We start from the raw sequence: 17,494 nt of genomic DNA on the forward strand, positions 1-17,494 counted from the left end.
TTATTTGGCGTCCCCCCATGCACTCCATCGATCTTATCGAGCGCACCTTTCCCGGCCGGCGCAGCGACCTCAAACGCACCATCCTGCGTGAAGCGCTGGCGTGCTTTAACGAGGCGGGTATCGAAGCGACCAATATCGAAACCATCCGTGCGCGCTGTGATACCAGCGTCGGCGCTATCTATCACCACTTCGGCAATAAAGAGGGCTTGGTGGCGGCGCTGTTCTTCGCTGCGCTGGAAGACCAGGCCAGTTTGCGTGATCGCTACCTGCAAGCGGCGGATACGGCCCACGCTGGCGTGGTCGGCCTGGTGTACAGCTATGTTGAATGGGTCAGCGCGCAGCCGGAGTGGGCACGGTTTGTTTTCCAGAGCCGTTTCGCCGTGTCCAACGGCCCGTTCAAGGACGAGCTGATTGCGCGTAACCAGCAGCGCAACCAACAGTTGAAGGCCTGGATGAGTGGGGAAGGGCGCAAGGAATATTTCAGTCATTTGCCTGCAGAACTTATCCCTTCGTTGATCATCGGCGCGGCGGAAAGCTATTCGCGTGCATGGCTGTCGGCAAAGGTCAAAAAGAGCCCCTTTGAGTACCGTGAGCTGCTGGCCGAAGCAGCGTGGAATTCCTTGAGCCTCAAATAGGACCCGCACCTTAAGGGTCTATACTGGCCTTCTTCAAATACATCGAGATCCCCATGAGCACCTCTGTTTCCCTCCCTCCGGCGCGCACGCCCATCGCGCCACTGATAGCCTTTGTCATCCTGGTGGCGGGCGCCCTGTTCCTGCAAAACACAGTCGGCGCGCGCCAGGTGCTGTTGCTGGTGGTCGGCGCCGCCCTGGGCCTGACCCTCTACCATGCCGCCTTCGGTTTCACCTCGGCCTGGCGCGTGTTTATCAATGATCGGCGTGGCGCCGGCTTGCGTGCGCAGATGGTGATGCTGGCGGTAGCGGTGCTGCTGTTTTTCCCGGCGCTGGGCGCAGGCAGCCTGTTCGGCCAGCCCGTGGTGGGGCTGGTGGCGCCTGCCGGGGTGTCGGTGGTGTTCGGGGCGTTTATCTTCGGGATCGGCATGCAACTGGGGGGCGGTTGTGCATCGGGCACCTTGTTCACCGTGGGCGGCGGTAATGCGCGCATGCTGGTGACGCTGTTGTTCTTTATCTGTGGCTCGTTGATCGCCACCCACCATGTCGACTGGTGGTTTGCACTGCCGTCGTTCCCGGCGGTTTCCATCGTCAAGAGCTTCGGTGTGCTGCCGGCATTGGTCCTGAGCCTGGCGCTGTTCGCACTGATTGCGCTTGTCAGTGTGCGCTTGGAAAAGCGCCGTCACGGCGAGCTTGAGCAAGGCGTGCAAAGCGAGCATCAAGGCCTGCGCCGATTCCTGCGTGGGCCGTGGCCGCTGGTATGGGGCGCCGTTGGCCTGGCGTTGCTCAACTACGCCACCCTGGCCCTGGCCGGGCGGCCGTGGGGCATCACCTCGGCGTTCGCGCTATGGGGCGCCAAGGTGGCGAGTGGGTTGGGCGTGGATGTGGCGAGCTGGGCGTTCTGGCAGATGCCGGCCAATGCCAAGGCGCTGGCCGCGCCGGTATGGGAAGACATTACCAGCGTCATGGATATCGGCATTGTCCTCGGCGCGCTGCTGGCTGCTGGCCTGGCCGGGCGTTTCGCGCCCAGCCTGAATATTCCGGCGCGCTCGTTGATTGCGGCGGTGATCGGCGGCCTGATGCTCGGTTATGGTTCGCGCCTGGCCTACGGCTGCAACATCGGCGCCTATTTCAGCGGCATCGCTTCGGGCAGCCTGCACGGTTGGGTGTGGCTGGTGGCAGCGTTTATCGGCAACAGCGTGGGCGTGCGTCTGCGGCCGTTTTTCTTCGCGGGCGAACGGCCCCAGGTGGCCTTGAGTGGGTGCTGAGCGGCCCGCTCACATTCGCTTGGCGCGCATGGAGGATTCCGGACTATTGCCCGCCATCGAGCGCTCTGCCGCCCAAGCGTTCCGGGCAATCGAGGGGCTGGGCTGGCTGGCGGATGCCGCGCCGATCAGCGTCGAGCGCCATCGGCAGTGGATCGCCTTGATGACCTGTTGGGTAGTGGTTGATGAACGCGGCCAGCCCCAGGGTTTCCTCAGCGCAGAGTCTGTCGGTGACGACCTGCATATCCATGAAGTGTCGGTGGCCCAGCCGCTGCAAGGCCAAGGCTGGGGCCGCAAGTTGGTGGAAACGGCGATGGGCCATGCACGTGCTCGGCACCTGCGTGCGGTGACGCTGACCACTTTCCTGCAGGTGCCGTGGAATGCCCCGTTCTATCGGCGCCTGGGGTTTGTAGCGCATACCGATCAGCGTTTGGAAAATCTCCTGGCGGATGAGTATGCCCATGGCTTCGAACCTGGCAGCCGATGCGCCATGGCCTGCTCGGTAGGAAGTCCGAATCCGTCCTGAAGTAGTCCGTCGCGCGTCTGTCGTGCGAAGTGTGTTGCCCATACCATGGCTGCATCGTTCAGCCACTGATACAAGCCACAAGGACAATCCATGAGCCGTAAAGCCCTGATCGTGATCGACGCCCAGCATTCGTTCCGGCATTCAACCTACTGGTCCGAAAATGACCTGCCCGATTACCTGGAAAAACAACAGGCCCTCATCGATGGTTGTGTTCAGCAAGGCATCCCGGTGGTACAAGTCTTCCATGTTGAAGACCAGGGGCATTTCTCCATGCAATCGGGCAACGTCAGGGCATTGAGCGAGTTGTCGATCGATCCGCAGTTGGTAATCCACAAGCGCTACCACAGTGCCTTTTCCGGTACGCCACTGGCTGCTCGCCTGACGAAGATGGGCGTCACCACGCTGATCATCAGTGGCATTCGCACCGAGCAATGCTGCGAGACCACCACACGGCAGGCTTCGGACAGCGGCTTTACGGTGGATTTTGTCAGCGAGGCGACGCTGACCTTCCCGATGACCCATGTGTACAGCGGCCGGGTCTACACGCCGGCTGAGATTCGCCAACGCACGGAGCTGGTCCTGGATGACCGATTTGCGCGCATTGTGACGGTCGCCCAGGCCCTGGCGGGATGAGTCAATGAGCGTGCCGGTGCTGTTCGTGTTGCTGCCCAATGTGCTGATGCTCGACCTGGCGGGGCCTGCCGAAGTGCTGCGCCTGGCCGCGCAAGTCGACGACCCGACGGCTGTGGATTTCGACTTGCAATACGTCAGCCCCGTGGCGTCACTGCACACGTCCATCGGCTTGCCGCTGACAGGGTTGGCGCCACTGCCACCGGCCCTGGCCCCCGGTACCCTGGTCGTGTTGGTGGGGTCCACGATGAAGGTCGACAAGGTGCACCAACAGGCTTTCGAGTCGGCCAGCAACCACCTGACCCACTGGCTGCAAAGCGTCTTCGCGCCCTCCGCGGAACGCCTTGTGTGCGTATGCGCCGGTGCATTGAGTGCCGCCAGGGCCGGATTGCTCGATGGGCGCCAATGCACCACGCACCACTCGTTGTGCGCCACCTTGCAAGCCATGGCGCCCAAGGCCCGGGTCCTGGAAAACCGCCTGTACGTGACCGATGGCCCGGTCAGTTGCAGCGCCGGTGTCACGGCCGGTATCGACCTGATGCTGCACCTCGTCGCCGAACTGACCGGGCCACGGCTGGCGTGTGCGGTAGCGCGGGACATGGTGGTGTACCTGCGCCGCAGCGGCAGCGACCCGCAGTTGTCACCCTGGATTTCCGGGCGTAATCACCTGCATCCGGCGGTGCATCGGGTGCAGGACGCTATCGCAGCAGCCCCCTGTGAAGCCTGGACCGTGACACGTATGGCCGCCCTGGCCTGCACCGGCAGCCGCCACCTGGGGCGCTTGTTCCAGGAGCACGTAGGGATCAGCCCGCTGGATTACCTGCACCGCCTGCGCCTGGCCGTGGCCCGTGAACTGCTGGCCGAGTCTGACCTGGCCATTGAAACTATTGCCGAGCGCGCAGGCTTTGGTTCGGCGCGGCATCTGCGGCGTATCTGGGGCAAATATGAAGCGGCCACCCCTTCAGCGGTGCGCCTTATTCAGCAGGCGTCTCGGGGGACGTGACAGGGCTTTCACCGGCCTCGGTCTCCAGCTTCAAACGGTCGGCCTTGCTGATGTATTTATCTTTGCTTTTTGGCGCCAGCTTGGCACTGGCCTTCTTGGCTTTGGCCTTGAAGAGCTGCTGGAGTTTTTTCTGGCGGTTCATGTCTTGCTGCCTGGGGAGGAAAGGAGTGGATGATACCAGCTTGAAAAAACATGGCCGGGCCTGGGTCGCTTTTTCGCGGCAATCTGTGCATTGAACGGGGCTGGGTTTTACCAATAATCAGGTCGGGTATCCAGCGCAAACGGAAGCCCCCCAATGAGTATCCATACCCGCACTAAACGCACCACCGTTCCCCAATTGGTTGCCATGAAGGGCCAGCAGAAGATCGTCTCCCTCACCGCGTATTCCAGTGCTATCGCCAAGCTGATCGACCCGATTGTCGACTTCATCCTGATCGGTGACTCCACCGCCATGGTCGGCTATGGCCGCGCTTCGACCTTGAGCATGCAGCTCGAAGAAATCATCGGCCACACTCGGGCGGTGGTCGACAGTACCCGCTTGGCCTGTGTGATCGCCGATATGCCGTTTGGCAGTTACCAGGAATCCCATGAGCAGGCGTTTCGCAATTGTGCCCAGGTGCTGGCGCGTACCGGTTGCGATGCGGTCAAGTTGGAGGCCAATCAGGCCCTGGCCGGTACCGTGGAGTTTCTGGTTGCACGGGGTGTACCGGTGATGGCCCACGTGGGGCTGATGCCGCAGTTCGTCAATGTGATGGGCGGGTTCAAGGCCCAGGGGCTTACGCCTGAAACAGCTGCAATGATTGCGGCAGATGCCCGCGCCAATCTGGAGGCCGGTGCTTTCAGCCTGCTGCTGGAGGGCGTGGCCGAGGGCGTGGCGCGCCAGATCACCCTGGACTCGAGCAAACCCACGATCGGTATCGGTGCATCGCCGGCATGCGACGGTCAGGTGCTGGTCACCGAGGACGTGCTGGGCCTGGGCGGCGGTTCGATGCCGCGCTTCGTCAAGCAATACGCTGACGTGGGGGCGGTGATTCGTGACGCGTGCGAACGTTTTGCCGACGATGTGCGCCAGGGTCGTTTTCCCGAAGACCGGCACTGCTACGGGCTTTGACGCAACGCCTGGGCCAGTAGCTGGACGGCCTGGGTAATGTCCTTGCTCCAGTCGAGTGTGTAGCTCAGGCGCAGGTGATGAGACCAGGCGCCTTGCTGGCTGAACAGTTCGCCGGGGGCGATGACGATACGCTGGCTTAGCAAGTGCGCGAACACCTGGCGCATCTGCACGGGGCGCGTGGCCTCCAGCCAAAAGCTTGCGCCACCGTGGGGGGCGACCACGCGCCATAGGTCATCGCCATAGGTGTGCATCAAGGCCTTGAGCTGGGTCATGCGCTCCAGCAGCAGTGCCCGCAACGCCTTCAGGTGAGCGTCGAAACGTTGGGTCGTGAACAGCCTGGCAATGGCCTTCTGGCGGATCGGCGAAAGGCGGAAACCGCGCTCCAGAAACAGCCGCTGCAACGGCGCCCCGGCACTGCGACACAGCACATAGCCGTAGGGCGCCTCCGAGCCGATGACTTTGTCGAAGGTCGAAAACACCAACAGTTTCTGCGGGTCGGCATAGTCACGATAGCGCGCCGGTTGCGGGCCAAAGTACAGCTCGCCGTAGGTATCGTTTTCGAACAGCCAGATATCGCGCTCGGCTAACCACTGGCAGATCTGCTGTTTGTCCTGTGGCGGCACTACGCCGCCCTGGGGCATATTCACCGTCGACGACAGTACCGCCAGTCGGATCGGCTCACGCTTGAGCAGCACACTCAAAGCGTCCAGGTCAAAACGCCCATCCGCGCCGAGCGGCATCTCGATCACGCGGATCTTCGCCGCCTGCAATTGTCGCAGGATCGCCCACGAACAGGGTGACTCCACCAACGCGAGCGTGCCGGCCAGCTCCAGGGCATTGAGCGAGACCTCCAACACACTGTGCAGGTCCGAGCCGATATAGACCTGGTCGGCCTGCCAATAGTGCTCCGTGGAGCGGCTGTAACGTTCGGCCAGGGCGGCGCGCAACTCGGGTTCCCCCATTGGCAGATACAGCGGCGCCAGTGAGCGCGGGTACCGCCGGGTCAGTTCGCGTTCCAGCATCAACAAAGGCTGCTCCAGCGACAGCAGCATCGCCGGCGCGTCACTGCACAGGGCCAGCATGCCGGGTTGGCGTGCGTTGGCGAAGACCTGGTCGAGCAGGGGAGATGAGCTTGGGTTGATGACGGCAGCCGAGCCTGGGGCGATAAAGAAACCGAGCTTGGGCCTGGCCTGGATCCGCCCTTGTTCCTCAAGCAATGCATACGCGTACTTGGTGGTCGACACCGACACGCCCAGGCGCAGGGCCAGTTGGCGCAGGGACGGCAATTTGCGTTCGCCGTCGGTAGGGCAGGCCTCGATCAGCTCGATGAGGTAGCGGTACACCGCCTGATAGGCAAAGGTGTCTTTGCTTCTTTTCATACTTATTTGAACCGCTGTTCTGTAGGAGCGAGCTTGCTCGCGAAGCACTTCAGCACGCCACGTTTTACCTGGAAGCGCGCGTTATCGTTGAGATTTTTCGCGAGCAAGCTCGCTCCTACATCATCAAACCCTGATCAACGTGCCAAAAACTGGCTGATCAACGTGATCACCTGCTGCTGGATAATCGGTCGTGGCCGTGCCCCCGGACCATCCTGACAAATGATGCTGTCGCCGGGCACATCCGCGTCGAGCACCGCCGCTGCGCCCGGTTTGCATTGCGACATGAAGCTGAAGTGGTTGGCGTCGCTGATCTGCACGTACTGCGTCGAGGCTTTTGGCAACCGCTTGGCCATGTCGGCCGATTCCATCTGCGCCGGCAAATCCGCTGACGGCACACCGGCGGCGATCACCAAGGCCCGCACCGGAAGCGCCGCCAGGCTTGCATCGGTAAACCCGCGCGACAGGCCCAGGTCCAAAGACACCACGGCGCTGACGCGTTTGTCGCTCAAATCCGCGGCTAATTGCTCCTTCCCATTCGCAGTGCCCTCAGGATTCATCTCACGGTAGGCGGTACACGCGACCAGCGTCGGATGGGCGCTGCAGTCCCGGGCAAACAGCGCCGGGTCGAAACGCGCACCGGCCGCCTCCATCACCGTCCAACCCCCGAGGGAGTGACCCACCACCGCGATCCGGCCGTTATCCACCGCACCGAATGGCTCGGGCTGAGCCAACAGTGCATCGATGGCCCGGCTTAAATCCCTGGGCCGTTGCCACAACTGCGCAGCGGCCTCGGCGCTGCGATCCTGGCTGGTAGTGCCTGGGTGGTTGACCGCCGCCACGATATAACCCTGCTGCGCCAACGCACTGGCCAGCCACGCCTGTTTGCCCCAATTGCCACCGTAGCCGTGGGAGAGCACCACCAAAGGATGCTTGCCCGGCGTCGGCGCTGCATCCGCAACCGCCAGCACGCCGATGAACACCACATTGTCGGCGATCAGCTTGGGTTTGGCAGTGGCGGCGGCGGGGTACCACACAGCCATTTCCAACGGGCGGTTGTTGTGGGTGTCGGGCAGGTTGGTAGTTTGGAAGCCGACGGGGTTGTCAGCGGCGAATGCGGTAGCGCTCAGGCACATCAGCAGCAGAGCGGCGAGGCGGGCTTTCATGCTTTTTTCGTCCTTGAAAGGGAGGGCGCAGCATGACCTGAAACGGTCGGTTCAGGTAGAGGGGAGGCGGGACTACGAAGTGGCTGACAGAGTCCTACTGCTTGGTATTACAGATGCGGACTTCACGTTTTTAGGAAGTAGCTGGCTTACTTGAAGCTGTAAATCATGCAGTGTTGGAGCGTAAATCCTACTGGATGTGTCGACACTGACCTTTAATTAAAGGGTGATGATTATGGAGCTTATAGGTGCATCACTTGGTCCTGTTGTCCGTGACTTGAGCCCAGCCTCGGTGTTGCCTCTTCGAGACCCTATCGGCGCGCCTGCCGTTGTTGAAGCCGATGCTGACAACACCTTATCGATCCTGGCGAGGCAACTAAGTGACGCTGCCAACCATGACGCCGGCATGCGTCAAGCAGACCCAGGCAACAACCTCTCCAACCCGCTCGATGCGATCAGCGACGAAAGATATTTCGCTGACAAAGCTCAGCATGATGCTGAGGTTCCCGATACTCACGTTCTGGAATTGCTTGAGCGCGCCAAGCAAGCCACCGCCTTTGCCAACGGTTTGGCCAGTAACCCTTTCAAAGGACTCGCGGTCGATCAATTGACGCTGATTGCTCGCGACGAAAGCGGTACGTTCACCGTCAACGAACGGCGCGCAGCCTGGCAGGAGGTTCGCCTGAATGAACAGTGGGTCAGCGCCTCTTCAGGTTCCGCCATTGGGCGTGAACTCATGATTTCTCGGCTCTTCCTGGGGCATGAACCTGCGGTGGCCGAAGGCACCCTGACCTCTAGCAATATGGCCCAAAGCAGTTACGACTTCCTGACTCGTGATGATCGCAGCCTGTTGTCAGACATGTACGCCTATGCGCAGGAGCAAGGAGCCGACTTGGCATATGTCGACATGCTGGCCTACGACCTCGGCAACTACCGCCATCACGACAATGGTCGCCAGCTCTTGAGCGGTAATAATGGCTACAACCAGGAGGGGCGCCGGGTGACGTTCAACTTCAAGGAGCATGATGTAGCTGCGGCATCACGCATTCTGTACGGCTCGGCCATTGACTCTACCCGCCTCGAACAGGGTTTTTTACGTCATGTCCTGAACCCGGACTTCGGCGCGCTGAGCAATATGGGCAGCATCGCTTTCCTTGAGCAGATAGTGCTGAAATTTTCCAGTGCAGGTGCCACGCAAGCTTTGCTGGGCAGGGAGTTCGCGACTTATACACCGATAAGTATCAACGACAATATGGTGGTCACAGTAGCCGAAGAGGTAACGCTCACGTTTGATGAGCCCGTGCTTATCAACACCGATGGCATCTGGACCATCACCGAAAAAGGTAAGGCCGCGGGTTACACCATGGACCCGGCCACCGGAAAACCGCGTCGGGCGGCTGCGCCTTCAGTCGACGACAGGCAGCCGCACAGCGTCGTCGATGAGGCCGTAGCCGACCCTTTGAAGACGCGCTCTCTGGTAGACACCCTTGCAGGCACCCCCGATCAGTCCACCCCGCGATGGCGCTGGCCTGGGTATTTATTAAAATTGATGAAAAATCCAAAACCATGAGGAGGGGTGCAATCACACGCCTTGGCCACCCACTGACTTAGGTTTAAAGCCAACTTTAAGGTCAATGGTTTTCGAAGGTAAACCCGAGGGTGTGGCATGTGCAGAATGCGCAGCTGCTGATTAATCGTCTGCGCGAGGAAGGGGTGGCTCCAGCGTCTTCCAAGAGAAAGGGCGCCCACCAGGCTCCGAGGGCCTGACGGGCGCCTAGGCGCTGCCGAGTCGTCGTGAAGTCGATCATGACGACGCAGCGGTCTATCGGTTGGCTGCAAGACTAGCTAACCGTTGAAGCACTTTCCCTCGCCATCAATTTGTCCACCAACAAAACCCCCAATTCACTCAACTGATGAATCGCCAACGCGACATCGCGCTGTTTACCTGTCAGTTCATCCGACAGATCAAGCAGCAAGGCGGTTACCGAGGAAAAGGTTTCGTAGCTGTTGGCGATGAGCATTTCGTTGCTGGCATCGTCGGCAACGCTGAACAGCGGTGAGGGAGATGGTTCGGCGTGGGTGTTAACGGCTGCCTGATCAAGCTTGAGGTTTGGATCGTTTGGAGGGTTGGGCGTGACTTTATACATGTGTGTTGTACCTGTTTTAGGGCCAACACCTCTTCGCTACTAAACGAAAGGGTGGCGGCTGTACGCAGGTTAGTAGACCGGGGAAACACACAAAGCCGGCGCGCCCGAGGGCGCCCTGCGTACAGCCACCATCAAGCACAGACAAGAACATCTGATCGATGAGGCTCATGCACTTTATGTTGTCACTCGGGCTACTAAACCCGATCACTGAGTTGTCAGCGACCGAGCCACCTTAGAGACGCCCATCCAAGCGCACAAGCCGGCGGATTCTGACGCAACTGTAGGCAACGGAGCAAGGTGGTGCAGCGCGCTGTAGGACATGTCTACGGGCTATCGCTACTCGTAGGCGAACTGGTCAATCAACCCCAAACGCGGAACACGACTGTTTGGCTCTAATATTGCGCCTGGAGCAATGACGGCATTCGCGCCGATTTTGCAGCCGTCGCCTACCAGGGCACCAAATTTGTTCACCCCTGTGTCGATCACATCGTCTGCGTAGCGGATCTGGATATCCGCCCCATCCAACTCATTCCGGTAATTGGCGATGATTGCACCGGCTTCAATATTTACCCCTTCGCCAATCAATGAATCGCCGACAAAGTTGAAGTGTGCCAGCTTGCTTGCGGCCAGCATGAAGGTGCTTTTCAGTTCGCAGCTTGGGCCCACAATGCAATGGCTGCCCAGATAAACGCCGCCGCGCAGGTACGCTCCCGCTGCTACGAATGAGCCTTCGCCGATGATGATCGGGCCTTTCAACACAGCGCCTTCTTCGACAATGGCGCTTTCGTGGATGGCACAGTCTCCGTGGCGCCGGTAGCCCGTGCCGAGGCGTGACAGCAAGGCCAGAACCTGGTTTTCGCAGTCTTGAGACACCCGCCACGCGGCAGGCTGCGTCACGCCAAGGGAGGGCCATTGAGCGATGAATGTACTGATCTCAGGTAGCTTCATGCAGAGCGCTTCCGATGTCGGGGTGGGAGGGTAGAGCCCGCTGTGACGATAGGGTGTGGGCTCAGGCGACATCTTAATAGCGTCTGCCCCGGTTTACTTAATACCAAAGAAAGTCGCGGGTTGACGTTGCGCGGAAAAATGCTGCCTCAACAGCAACCCAGTGCAAATGTGGGAGGGGGCTTGCTCCCGATTGCGGCAGGTCAGCCAACCTCTCAATGGCAGATACACCGTTATCGGGAGCAAGTCCCCTCCCACATTGGATGTGTGTTGCTGGTTTTAAAAAAGCACTGGTAGATGCAAGATGTAGCCAGTAGGCTACAGGCGGACAAAAGATTCTCGATGCCCTGAGAGGTCAATGACATGAGTAAGTCGACGTTCAAACCAGAGGACATGCCGATCCTCGAGCTGGATACATCCGGTACCAGCGCCTATGAGGCTTCACGCTTCCTTGATAGCCCGGAAACCATCAGTGCCTATCTTGCGCAAAGCATGGCGTGCCATGACCCGCAAATCCTTATGAAGGCGCTGGCCGAGGTTGCCAAGGCCCAGGGTGTGAACAAAGTTGCCGAAGCGGCGGGGGTGAATCGGGAGAGCCTGTATAAAACCCTGAAAGGCGGCTCAAAGACGCGTTATGAGACGGTCCAGAAGCTGATGTTGGCATTAGGGGTGGAACTGACGGTGCAACCGATTGCCGCGACCGCAATTAAAAAAACGGCCGTCATTGGCAAAACCTGATGGACCCAAAAGAGGACGGTTTATTTGATTGAAAATAGAGACGTCCCTTTTTGTCCACAGAGGGCCATTCCCTTACGAACGGGATCAAACGATTTAAGAGAGAAGCAGAGTTGATGTGCGCCTGGTCTTGTAGGAAATCGACCTCTTGCAGCGTAAGGTTATTCCCATAATACTGGTTATATATCCAGTGTTTTCGGGGCTGCGCGCTCATGAAACGAAAATGAGTGAAAAATGGGCCAGTGGCAAAAAAAAGCAACTCCGTTAGGTTGAGGTCCTCTCCTTCAAGAAAGGAGAGTTCTTAATCAAATCAATGGAGTCACAAAATGAACAAACCACAAACCCAGACACCTCTTCGCCATGGTCGTGTCACATCCCCTTCCAGCCGTGGCGCAGTCGCCGTGGATCTTGGCCTGCTGGAGACCTGGCAGGTCAATGAAATGGAAGGCGGCAAAAACTTCCCGGCACTGATGGCCGGTCCGTTCCCGGCGCCTTATCAAACCGACAGTGACAGCGTCACCCCACCAGCCGACGGCTTCATCCTCAGCGGTGGCAAGACCGATGCGCGTGACTGCATCAACTTCACCAACGAGGAAATGGCCAAGAAACTCAACCGCGCCTTCACCTGGCCGTTACTCAATGTCGAGCCGGGTCAGACCTTCAAGGTCACCTGGGCATACACCGCGCCGCACACCACCCGTGGCTATCGCTGGCTGATCACCAAGGATGGCTGGGATCCGAAACAGCGCATCACCCGCGCACAGCTGGAAACCCAGCCGTTCGCTGAAGACTTTTATGCCCAGGTGCCGTACTACAGCCATGCCGGCGAACTGAAGGCCAAGGTCAATCATGAAGTGAAACTGCCGGCCAACAAAAAGGGCCAGCACGTGATTGTATTGATGTGGATCGTCGCCAACACCGGCAACGCCTTCTATCAAGCTTTCGACGTGGACTTCAAATAAGCCCGCATCATTAAACCCACAGGTTCTGAAGGATTAGAACATGTCAAAGATCGACTTTACCTCACTGCAATCGCCACTGAACGATGCCGCTTCGCTGATGCCCAGCATTGCCGGCAAAAAGATCCTCATGGGCTTCTGGCACAACTGGCCTGCCGGCCCGAGCGACGGCTACCAGCGTGGCCAGTTCGCCAATATGAGCCTGGCGGATGTACCAAAGGATTACAACGTGGTGGCCGTGGCCTTCATGAAGGGCAACGGTATCCCGACCTTCAAGCCGTACAACCTGTCCGACGCCGAGTTCCGTCGTCAGGTGGGCGTGCTCAACAGCCAGGGCAGGGCGGTGCTGATTTCCCTGGGCGGCGCCGATGCGCACATCGAACTGCATAAAGGCAACGAACAGCCACTGGCCAACGAGATTATCCGCCTGGTGGAAACCTATGGCTTTGATGGCCTGGACATCGATCTTGAACAGAGCGCGATTGATTTCGCCGACAACAAGACTGTCCTGCCCGCCGCGTTGAAATTGGTCAAGGACCACTACGCCGGTCAAGGCAAACACTTCATCATCAGCATGGCGCCGGAGTTTCCGTACCTGACCACCGCCGGCAAATACGTCGGCTACATCCAGGCGCTGGAAGGCTATTACGACTTCATCGCCCCGCAGTATTACAACCAGGGCGGCGACGGGATTTGGGTGCAGGAGGTCAACAGCGGCAACGGCGCCTGGATTGCCCAGAACAACGATGCGATGAAAGAGGACTTCCTGTTTTACCTGACCGAAAGCCTGGTGAGCGGAACGCGCGGGTTTACCAAAATCCCGGCAGACAAGTTCGTGATTGGCCTGCCTGCGAACGTCGATGCGGCTGCCACCGGTTATGTGATCAACCCAGCAGCCGTGACCCATGCATTCAAGCGTTTGTACGACAAAGGATTGTCGATCAAGGGCCTGATGACCTGGTCGGTGAATTGGGACAACGGGATCAGCAAAGACCACGTGCCCTACAACTGGGAATTCAGCCGTCGTTATGGGCCGTTGATCAATGGCACTGCTGTCTCTGGCCTTGAGGAGGATACGGCGGATCTCGAGGTCGCCAATCAGCAGTAGCGCAAAGAGACCTCTGGCAGACGTGCCAGAGGTCAAACAGCTAAGCTTCTGATCTGACTGAAATCCGATGCCTGTTTGGGCATCGGATTTTTTGCGTCACGCTCAAATTGAGCTGAGCGTTCATAAAGCCGATTTACCGCACCAAACAAGGCCGCTTGTTATCAAAGCCCCAACCCGGGATCAAGAATTGCATCGCCACACTGTCATCCCGCGCCCCAAGGCCCATGCCTTTGTACAGCTCATGGGCCTTGGCCACGGCTTCCATATCGATATCCACACCCAGGCCCGGCTTGGCCGGCACCTTTACGTAGCCCCCTTCAATCTTCAACGGCTCCCGCGTCAGGCGCTGGCCGTCCTGCCAGATCCAGTGGGTGTCGATGGCGGTGATCTCACCCGGTGCGGCCGCGGCCACCTGGGTAAACATCGCCAGGGAAATATCAAAGTGGTTGTTGGAGTGTGAGCCCCAGGTCAGGCCCCAGTCGTTGCACATTTGTGCGACGCGCACCGAGCCTTGCATTGTCCAGAAGTGCGGGTCGGCGAGGGGGATGTCCACCGATTGCAGCTGGATGGCGTGGCCCATTTCGCGCCAGTCGGTGGCGATCATGTTGGTAGCGGTTTTAAGGCCCGTCGCGCGGCGGAATTCGGCCATGACTTCGCGGCCCGAGTAGCCGTTTTCTGCACCGCACGGGTCTTCGGCGTAGGCCAGCACATGATGCTGGTCACGGCAAAGGCGGATGGCTTCTTTGAGTGACCAGGCCCCGTTTGGGTCAAGGGTGATGCGCGCATCCGGGAAGCGTTCGGCCAGCGCGGTGACGGCTTCGATTTCTTCATCGCCACTGAGCACACCGCCCTTGAGCTTAAAATCGTTGAAACCGTATTTGGCCTTGGCGGCTTCGGCCAGGCGCACCACTGCGTCAGCGGTCAGGGCTTTTTCATGACGCAGGCGAAACCACTCATCATCGGCGTCGGCCTCGTTGCGGTAGGCCAGGTCGGTAGCGTTGCGATCCCCCACATAGAACAGGTAGCCAAGCATTTTCACCGCGTCGCGTTGTTGGCCTTCGCCAAGCAAGGCCGCTACCGGCACTTCGAGAAACTGGCCCAGCAGGTCGAGCAGTGCGGCTTCCATGGCGGTGACGGCATGGATGGTGATACGCAGATCAAAGGTTTGCAGGCCGCGACCAGCGCTATCCCTGGATGCAAAAGTGCTGCGCATCTGGTTGAGGACGCGCTGATACTGGCCAATCGGCTGGCCGATCACCAGGCTGCGGGCGTCTTCCAGGGTTTCGCGAATGCGTTCGCCGCCGGGCACTTCACCGACGCCGGTGTGGCCGCTGCTGTCCTTGAGGATGACGATATTGCGCGTGAAGTAGGGGCCGTGGGCGCCGCTGAGGTTCAGCAACATGCTGTCGTGGCCGGCGACCGGGATGACCTGGAAATGGGTGACTACAGGGGTATTCATGGCAAGGTCCTTATAGACGCTCAAAGGGATTTGCTGATGGCGGCGCCTGACGGTACGGCGCTAGGTGAGGCCAACACGGCAGAGGGTGAAGTCTTGGCAAAGAACACCAGAATGGCCGCAAGCACCGAGGTACCGGCCAGGCCATACAGCCCGCCCTGGATCGAGCCGGTGGTTTGTTCCAGAAAGCCAAAGGTGGTTGGCGCCACAAAGCCGCCCAGGTTGCCGATGGAATTGATCAGCGCGATCACGGCGGCGGCGATGCGCACATCCAGATAGCCCTGGGGAATCGGCCAGAACAGCGACGATGCGGACTTGAAGCCGATGGCCGCAAAGCAAATCGCGACGAAGGCGAAGATCGGCCCGCCGGTGGTGGACATGAACATGCCGGCCGCTGCGATCAGTAACGCCGCGGCGACCCAGGCCTGCTGGAACTTGAACTTGCCGGACAGTGCCGCGAACGTATACATGGCAATGATCGAGATCAGCCAGGGGATCGAGTTGAAGAAACCCACCTGCACATCACTCAGGTCGCCCATTTTCTTGATGATGCTCGGCAGCCAGAAAGTCGCGGCATAGATCGTCAGTTGAATGCAGAAGTACAGGGCGCAGAACAGCAGGATCTGGCGGTCCTTGAGCAGCTTGCCGATGGTCGGTTTCACCGTGGTCAGGGCTTCACGTTCGCGCTGTTCCTGGTCAATGGCGTCAACCAGGGCGTCCTGTTCTTCGCGGGTCATCCACTTGGCATCATGGGGCTTGGAGTCCAGCCAGAACCACACAAAGAAGCCCAGCGCCACCGAGGCCAGGCCCTCGATGCCGAACATCCATTGCCAGCCGTGCAAGCCAAAACCATCGATCTGCAGCAACGCCCCCGACAACGGCCCGGAGATCAACGACGCCACCGCCGAACCACTGAGAAAGATGGCGATGGCTTTACCACGCTCCACACCGGGCAACCAACGGGTGAAGTAGTAGATCACCCCCGGGAAAAAGCCCGCTTCGGCCACGCCCAGCAAGAAACGCAGGATGTAGAAGTGGGTTTCGTTCTGGATAAACGCCATCAGCGTGGCGACGATGCCCCAGGTGAACATGATGCGGGTCAGCCAGATACGTGCACCGACTTTTTGCAGCAGCATGTTGGATGGCACTTCGAAAAGCGCGTAGCCGATGAAGAACAACCCGGCACCAAAGCCGTAGGCCGCCGCGCCAATGCCCAGGTCATGCTCCATGTGCGTGCGCACGAAGCCGATATTGACCCGGTCGATGTAGTTGAGGATGAACATGATGACGAACAGTGGCAGCACATGGCGCTTCACTTTGCTTACGGCGCGGGCGAGTACCGAATCACGTTCGAGTGCGGCGGATGCTGGGCTTGAATGGCTCACCATTTGAAAACGTCCCCTGATTGTTTTTATACGGGTTAGGTGTTTTGTTGCCAGACATCATACAAGTGCTTTTCTAGGTATCGCAATGCTCAGGTCAGTGATTTTGTGTTTATAAGGGCCAGGTTTAGCTGCGTGTTTTGGTTATTTGTGAGTATTTGCTGGGTTTTAACGCTGCGGTGAAGGTGCAGTGGTGAGGCGGCTCTTTCAGAGCGAAACAGTTGATAAAAAGGGTGAGTGGCGGTGTTGTCATACAAGTTGAGTGTTTTTTCAGCAATGAGGTGTCCTTTGCATTCAGAGTGATAAGCTCCCTCCAGCCCAAGCCCGTGGACCGTGACAATGCCCATTGAAAGCACAACACCTGTGCGTAGACGTTCAACCAACCTGGCCCAAGGCGTGGTCGAGTCGCTGACCCAGCGCATCCTGCTCGGGCAACTCAAGCCGGGTGAAAAGCTGCCGTCTGAATCCAACATCGTGCGTGAACACGGGGTGAGCCGTACCGTGGTGCGCGAAGCGCTGTCCAAGCTGCAGGCATCCGGGCTGGTGGAGACCCGTCACGGCATCGGCACCTTCGTGCTGGAGCAGCACACGCAGCCAGGCTTGCGCCTGCATGTGGACACGGTCGCCAGCGTGCGCAACATGCTCGAATTGCGCCTGGGCCTGGAGGTGCAGGCCGTGGCCCTGGCCGCGCTGCGCAGGAGCGACGCGCAACTGGCCCACATGCGCCAGGCCCTGGATGACTATCAAGCCTCGTTGGCCAACAACGACAGTTGCGTGGAGGAAGACAAGCGCTTTCACCAACTGATCGCCGAGGCCACCGGCAATCGATTTTTTACCGACATCATGCTGCACCTGGGCAGCGGGATGATCCCGCGCACCCAGGTCAAGGCCGCCGAGCGTGGCGGCGCGGATTTTGCCAAGCTGGGGCACCTGGCAAACCTGGAGCATGAGGCGATCTACAATGCGGTCAAGCGCCAGGACCCGGACGCCGCACGGGCGGCCATGGTGCTGCACTTGACCAACAGCCGGGATCGATTTTCCGGGCAATCATAAGGA

18 protein-coding genes and 2 pseudogenes are annotated in these 17,494 nt (G+C 59.4%); 12 read left to right on the forward strand and 8 right to left on the reverse strand.

Going from position 1 to position 17,494, the window contains the following annotated elements:
- Positions 1–17 precede the first annotated feature (17 nt).
- From QZR30_RS22115 to QZR30_RS22135, 5 genes are all read left to right on the forward strand, one after another.
- The gene (locus QZR30_RS22115) at positions 18–635 is read left to right on the forward strand and encodes a TetR/AcrR family transcriptional regulator (RefSeq protein WP_046071906.1); all 618 of its coding nucleotides are present in this window, start codon (positions 18–20) and stop codon (positions 633–635) included.
- A 53-nt stretch (positions 636–688) separates the two neighbouring features.
- Positions 689–1,900 carry a YeeE/YedE family protein gene (locus QZR30_RS22120; protein WP_274355155.1) on the forward strand — a complete coding sequence of 404 codons (1,212 nt, stop codon included), beginning with the start codon at positions 689–691 and terminating at the stop codon, positions 1,898–1,900.
- Between the two features lie 28 nt (positions 1,901–1,928).
- On the forward strand, positions 1,929–2,423 hold the full coding sequence (locus tag QZR30_RS22125) for a GNAT family N-acetyltransferase (RefSeq protein WP_056848036.1): 495 nt from the start codon (positions 1,929–1,931) through the stop codon (positions 2,421–2,423).
- A 90-nt stretch (positions 2,424–2,513) separates the two neighbouring features.
- Positions 2,514–3,056 (forward strand): cysteine hydrolase family protein, encoded by a 543-nt coding sequence (locus tag QZR30_RS22130; RefSeq protein ID WP_311904175.1) that lies wholly within the window; start codon positions 2,514–2,516, stop codon positions 3,054–3,056.
- Positions 3,057–3,060: 4 nt separating this feature from the next.
- Positions 3,061–4,056: a GlxA family transcriptional regulator gene (locus tag QZR30_RS22135; protein ID WP_311904176.1), complete on the forward strand. Its 996-nt coding sequence runs from the start codon at positions 3,061–3,063 to the stop codon at positions 4,054–4,056.
- On the opposite strand, the gene QZR30_RS22140 is transcribed toward QZR30_RS22135, so the two are convergent.
- Positions 4,028–4,198 (reverse strand): DUF2986 domain-containing protein, encoded by a 171-nt coding sequence (locus QZR30_RS22140; RefSeq protein ID WP_068967515.1) that lies wholly within the window; start codon positions 4,196–4,198, stop codon positions 4,028–4,030. The two genes, QZR30_RS22135 and QZR30_RS22140, sit on opposite strands and share 29 nt — an antisense overlap.
- Before the next feature lie 153 nt (positions 4,199–4,351).
- Between QZR30_RS22140 and panB the strand changes: the two genes are divergently transcribed.
- Complete coding sequence (panB, locus tag QZR30_RS22145; RefSeq protein WP_046071910.1) at positions 4,352–5,167, forward strand: 3-methyl-2-oxobutanoate hydroxymethyltransferase; 816 nt, start codon at positions 4,352–4,354, stop codon at positions 5,165–5,167.
- Here the strand turns inward: panB and QZR30_RS22150 are convergent.
- Both QZR30_RS22150 and QZR30_RS22155 read right to left on the reverse strand, forming a co-directional pair.
- On the reverse strand, positions 5,155–6,546 hold the full coding sequence (locus tag QZR30_RS22150; RefSeq protein ID WP_311904177.1) for an aminotransferase-like domain-containing protein: 1,392 nt from the start codon (positions 6,544–6,546) through the stop codon (positions 5,155–5,157). The genes panB and QZR30_RS22150 overlap by 13 nt on opposite strands.
- Before the next feature lie 134 nt (positions 6,547–6,680).
- A complete protein-coding gene (locus QZR30_RS22155; protein ID WP_311904178.1) occupies positions 6,681–7,709 on the reverse strand; it encodes an alpha/beta hydrolase family protein in 1,029 nt (342 codons plus the stop codon).
- 232 nt (positions 7,710–7,941) lie between these two features.
- On the opposite strand from QZR30_RS22155, the gene QZR30_RS22160 reads away from it, so the two are divergent.
- Both QZR30_RS22160 and QZR30_RS22165 read left to right on the forward strand, forming a co-directional pair.
- Positions 7,942–9,276 carry a hypothetical protein gene (locus tag QZR30_RS22160; RefSeq protein ID WP_311904179.1) on the forward strand — a complete coding sequence of 445 codons (1,335 nt, stop codon included), beginning with the start codon at positions 7,942–7,944 and terminating at the stop codon, positions 9,274–9,276.
- Between the two features lie 73 nt (positions 9,277–9,349).
- Positions 9,350–9,473 (forward strand): annotated as a pseudogene (locus QZR30_RS22165) (MerR family transcriptional regulator); the annotation flags it as partial.
- A 74-nt stretch (positions 9,474–9,547) separates the two neighbouring features.
- Here QZR30_RS22165 and QZR30_RS22170 read toward each other — a convergent pair.
- On the reverse strand, positions 9,548–9,853 hold the full coding sequence (locus QZR30_RS22170; RefSeq protein WP_056847983.1) for a DUF6124 family protein: 306 nt from the start codon (positions 9,851–9,853) through the stop codon (positions 9,548–9,550).
- Between the two features lie 336 nt (positions 9,854–10,189).
- Entirely contained in the window at positions 10,190–10,801 is a 612-nt protein-coding gene (locus QZR30_RS22175) for a DapH/DapD/GlmU-related protein (RefSeq protein ID WP_311904218.1), read from the reverse strand.
- A 360-nt stretch (positions 10,802–11,161) separates the two neighbouring features.
- On the opposite strand from QZR30_RS22175, the gene QZR30_RS22180 reads away from it, so the two are divergent.
- The 3 genes and pseudogenes from QZR30_RS22180 to QZR30_RS22190 form a co-directional block, all read left to right on the forward strand.
- The gene (locus QZR30_RS22180; protein ID WP_311904180.1) at positions 11,162–11,536 is read left to right on the forward strand and encodes an addiction module antidote protein; all 375 of its coding nucleotides are present in this window, start codon (positions 11,162–11,164) and stop codon (positions 11,534–11,536) included.
- 323 nt (positions 11,537–11,859) lie between these two features.
- On the forward strand, positions 11,860–12,495 hold the full coding sequence (locus QZR30_RS22185; protein WP_046071917.1) for a lytic polysaccharide monooxygenase auxiliary activity family 9 protein: 636 nt from the start codon (positions 11,860–11,862) through the stop codon (positions 12,493–12,495).
- A gap of 40 nt (positions 12,496–12,535) precedes the next feature.
- Positions 12,536–13,537 (forward strand): annotated as a pseudogene (locus QZR30_RS22190) (chitinase); the annotation flags it as partial.
- 196 nt (positions 13,538–13,733) lie between these two features.
- Here the strand turns inward: QZR30_RS22190 and gudD are convergent.
- The 3 genes from gudD to QZR30_RS22205 all read right to left on the reverse strand — a co-directional run bounded on the left by gudD (position 13,734) and on the right by QZR30_RS22205 (position 16,785).
- Positions 13,734–15,059, reverse strand: a complete 1,326-nt coding sequence (gudD, locus tag QZR30_RS22195; RefSeq protein WP_056847988.1) for a glucarate dehydratase — start codon at positions 15,057–15,059, stop codon at positions 13,734–13,736.
- Between the two features lie 20 nt (positions 15,060–15,079).
- The gene (locus QZR30_RS22200) at positions 15,080–16,441 is read right to left on the reverse strand and encodes an MFS transporter (RefSeq protein ID WP_311904181.1); all 1,362 of its coding nucleotides are present in this window, start codon (positions 16,439–16,441) and stop codon (positions 15,080–15,082) included.
- A gap of 89 nt (positions 16,442–16,530) precedes the next feature.
- The gene (locus QZR30_RS22205) at positions 16,531–16,785 is read right to left on the reverse strand and encodes a hypothetical protein (protein WP_311904182.1); all 255 of its coding nucleotides are present in this window, start codon (positions 16,783–16,785) and stop codon (positions 16,531–16,533) included.
- On the opposite strand from QZR30_RS22205, the gene QZR30_RS22210 reads away from it, so the two are divergent.
- Positions 16,778–17,491 (forward strand): FadR/GntR family transcriptional regulator, encoded by a 714-nt coding sequence (locus QZR30_RS22210; RefSeq protein ID WP_311904184.1) that lies wholly within the window; start codon positions 16,778–16,780, stop codon positions 17,489–17,491. The two genes, QZR30_RS22205 and QZR30_RS22210, sit on opposite strands and share 8 nt — an antisense overlap.
- The last annotated feature ends 3 nt before the right edge of the window (positions 17,492–17,494 follow it).

Origin of the sequence: Pseudomonas sp. rhizo25, from assembly GCF_031931935.1 — a bacterium.
Taxonomy (GTDB): Bacteria; Pseudomonadota; Gammaproteobacteria; order Pseudomonadales; family Pseudomonadaceae; genus Aquipseudomonas; species Aquipseudomonas synxantha.

What these genes read in the sequence shown, in the direction of transcription:
- panB (WP_046071910.1), top strand. Translation starts at nt 4,352, where the DNA reads ATGAGTATCCATACCCGCACTAAACGCACCACCGTTCCCCAATTGGTT.
- QZR30_RS22155 (WP_311904178.1), bottom strand. Translation starts at nt 7,709, where the DNA reads ATGAAAGCCCGCCTCGCCGCTCTGCTGCTGATGTGCCTGAGCGCTACC.
- QZR30_RS22185 (WP_046071917.1), top strand. Translation starts at nt 11,860, where the DNA reads ATGAACAAACCACAAACCCAGACACCTCTTCGCCATGGTCGTGTCACA.
- QZR30_RS22135 (WP_311904176.1), top strand. Translation starts at nt 3,061, where the DNA reads ATGAGCGTGCCGGTGCTGTTCGTGTTGCTGCCCAATGTGCTGATGCTC.
- QZR30_RS22150 (WP_311904177.1), bottom strand. Translation starts at nt 6,546, where the DNA reads ATGAAAAGAAGCAAAGACACCTTTGCCTATCAGGCGGTGTACCGCTAC.
- QZR30_RS22115 (WP_046071906.1), top strand. Translation starts at nt 18, where the DNA reads ATGCACTCCATCGATCTTATCGAGCGCACCTTTCCCGGCCGGCGCAGC.
- QZR30_RS22210 (WP_311904184.1), top strand. Translation starts at nt 16,778, where the DNA reads ATGCCCATTGAAAGCACAACACCTGTGCGTAGACGTTCAACCAACCTG.
- QZR30_RS22160 (WP_311904179.1), top strand. Translation starts at nt 7,942, where the DNA reads ATGGAGCTTATAGGTGCATCACTTGGTCCTGTTGTCCGTGACTTGAGC.
- QZR30_RS22180 (WP_311904180.1), top strand. Translation starts at nt 11,162, where the DNA reads ATGAGTAAGTCGACGTTCAAACCAGAGGACATGCCGATCCTCGAGCTG.
- QZR30_RS22170 (WP_056847983.1), bottom strand. Translation starts at nt 9,853, where the DNA reads ATGTATAAAGTCACGCCCAACCCTCCAAACGATCCAAACCTCAAGCTT.
- QZR30_RS22120 (WP_274355155.1), top strand. Translation starts at nt 689, where the DNA reads ATGAGCACCTCTGTTTCCCTCCCTCCGGCGCGCACGCCCATCGCGCCA.
- QZR30_RS22140 (WP_068967515.1), bottom strand. Translation starts at nt 4,198, where the DNA reads ATGAACCGCCAGAAAAAACTCCAGCAGCTCTTCAAGGCCAAAGCCAAG.
- gudD (WP_056847988.1), bottom strand. Translation starts at nt 15,059, where the DNA reads ATGAATACCCCTGTAGTCACCCATTTCCAGGTCATCCCGGTCGCCGGC.
- QZR30_RS22175 (WP_311904218.1), bottom strand. Translation starts at nt 10,801, where the DNA reads ATGAAGCTACCTGAGATCAGTACATTCATCGCTCAATGGCCCTCCCTT.
- QZR30_RS22125 (WP_056848036.1), top strand. Translation starts at nt 1,929, where the DNA reads ATGGAGGATTCCGGACTATTGCCCGCCATCGAGCGCTCTGCCGCCCAA.
- QZR30_RS22130 (WP_311904175.1), top strand. Translation starts at nt 2,514, where the DNA reads ATGAGCCGTAAAGCCCTGATCGTGATCGACGCCCAGCATTCGTTCCGG.
- QZR30_RS22205 (WP_311904182.1), bottom strand. Translation starts at nt 16,785, where the DNA reads ATGGGCATTGTCACGGTCCACGGGCTTGGGCTGGAGGGAGCTTATCAC.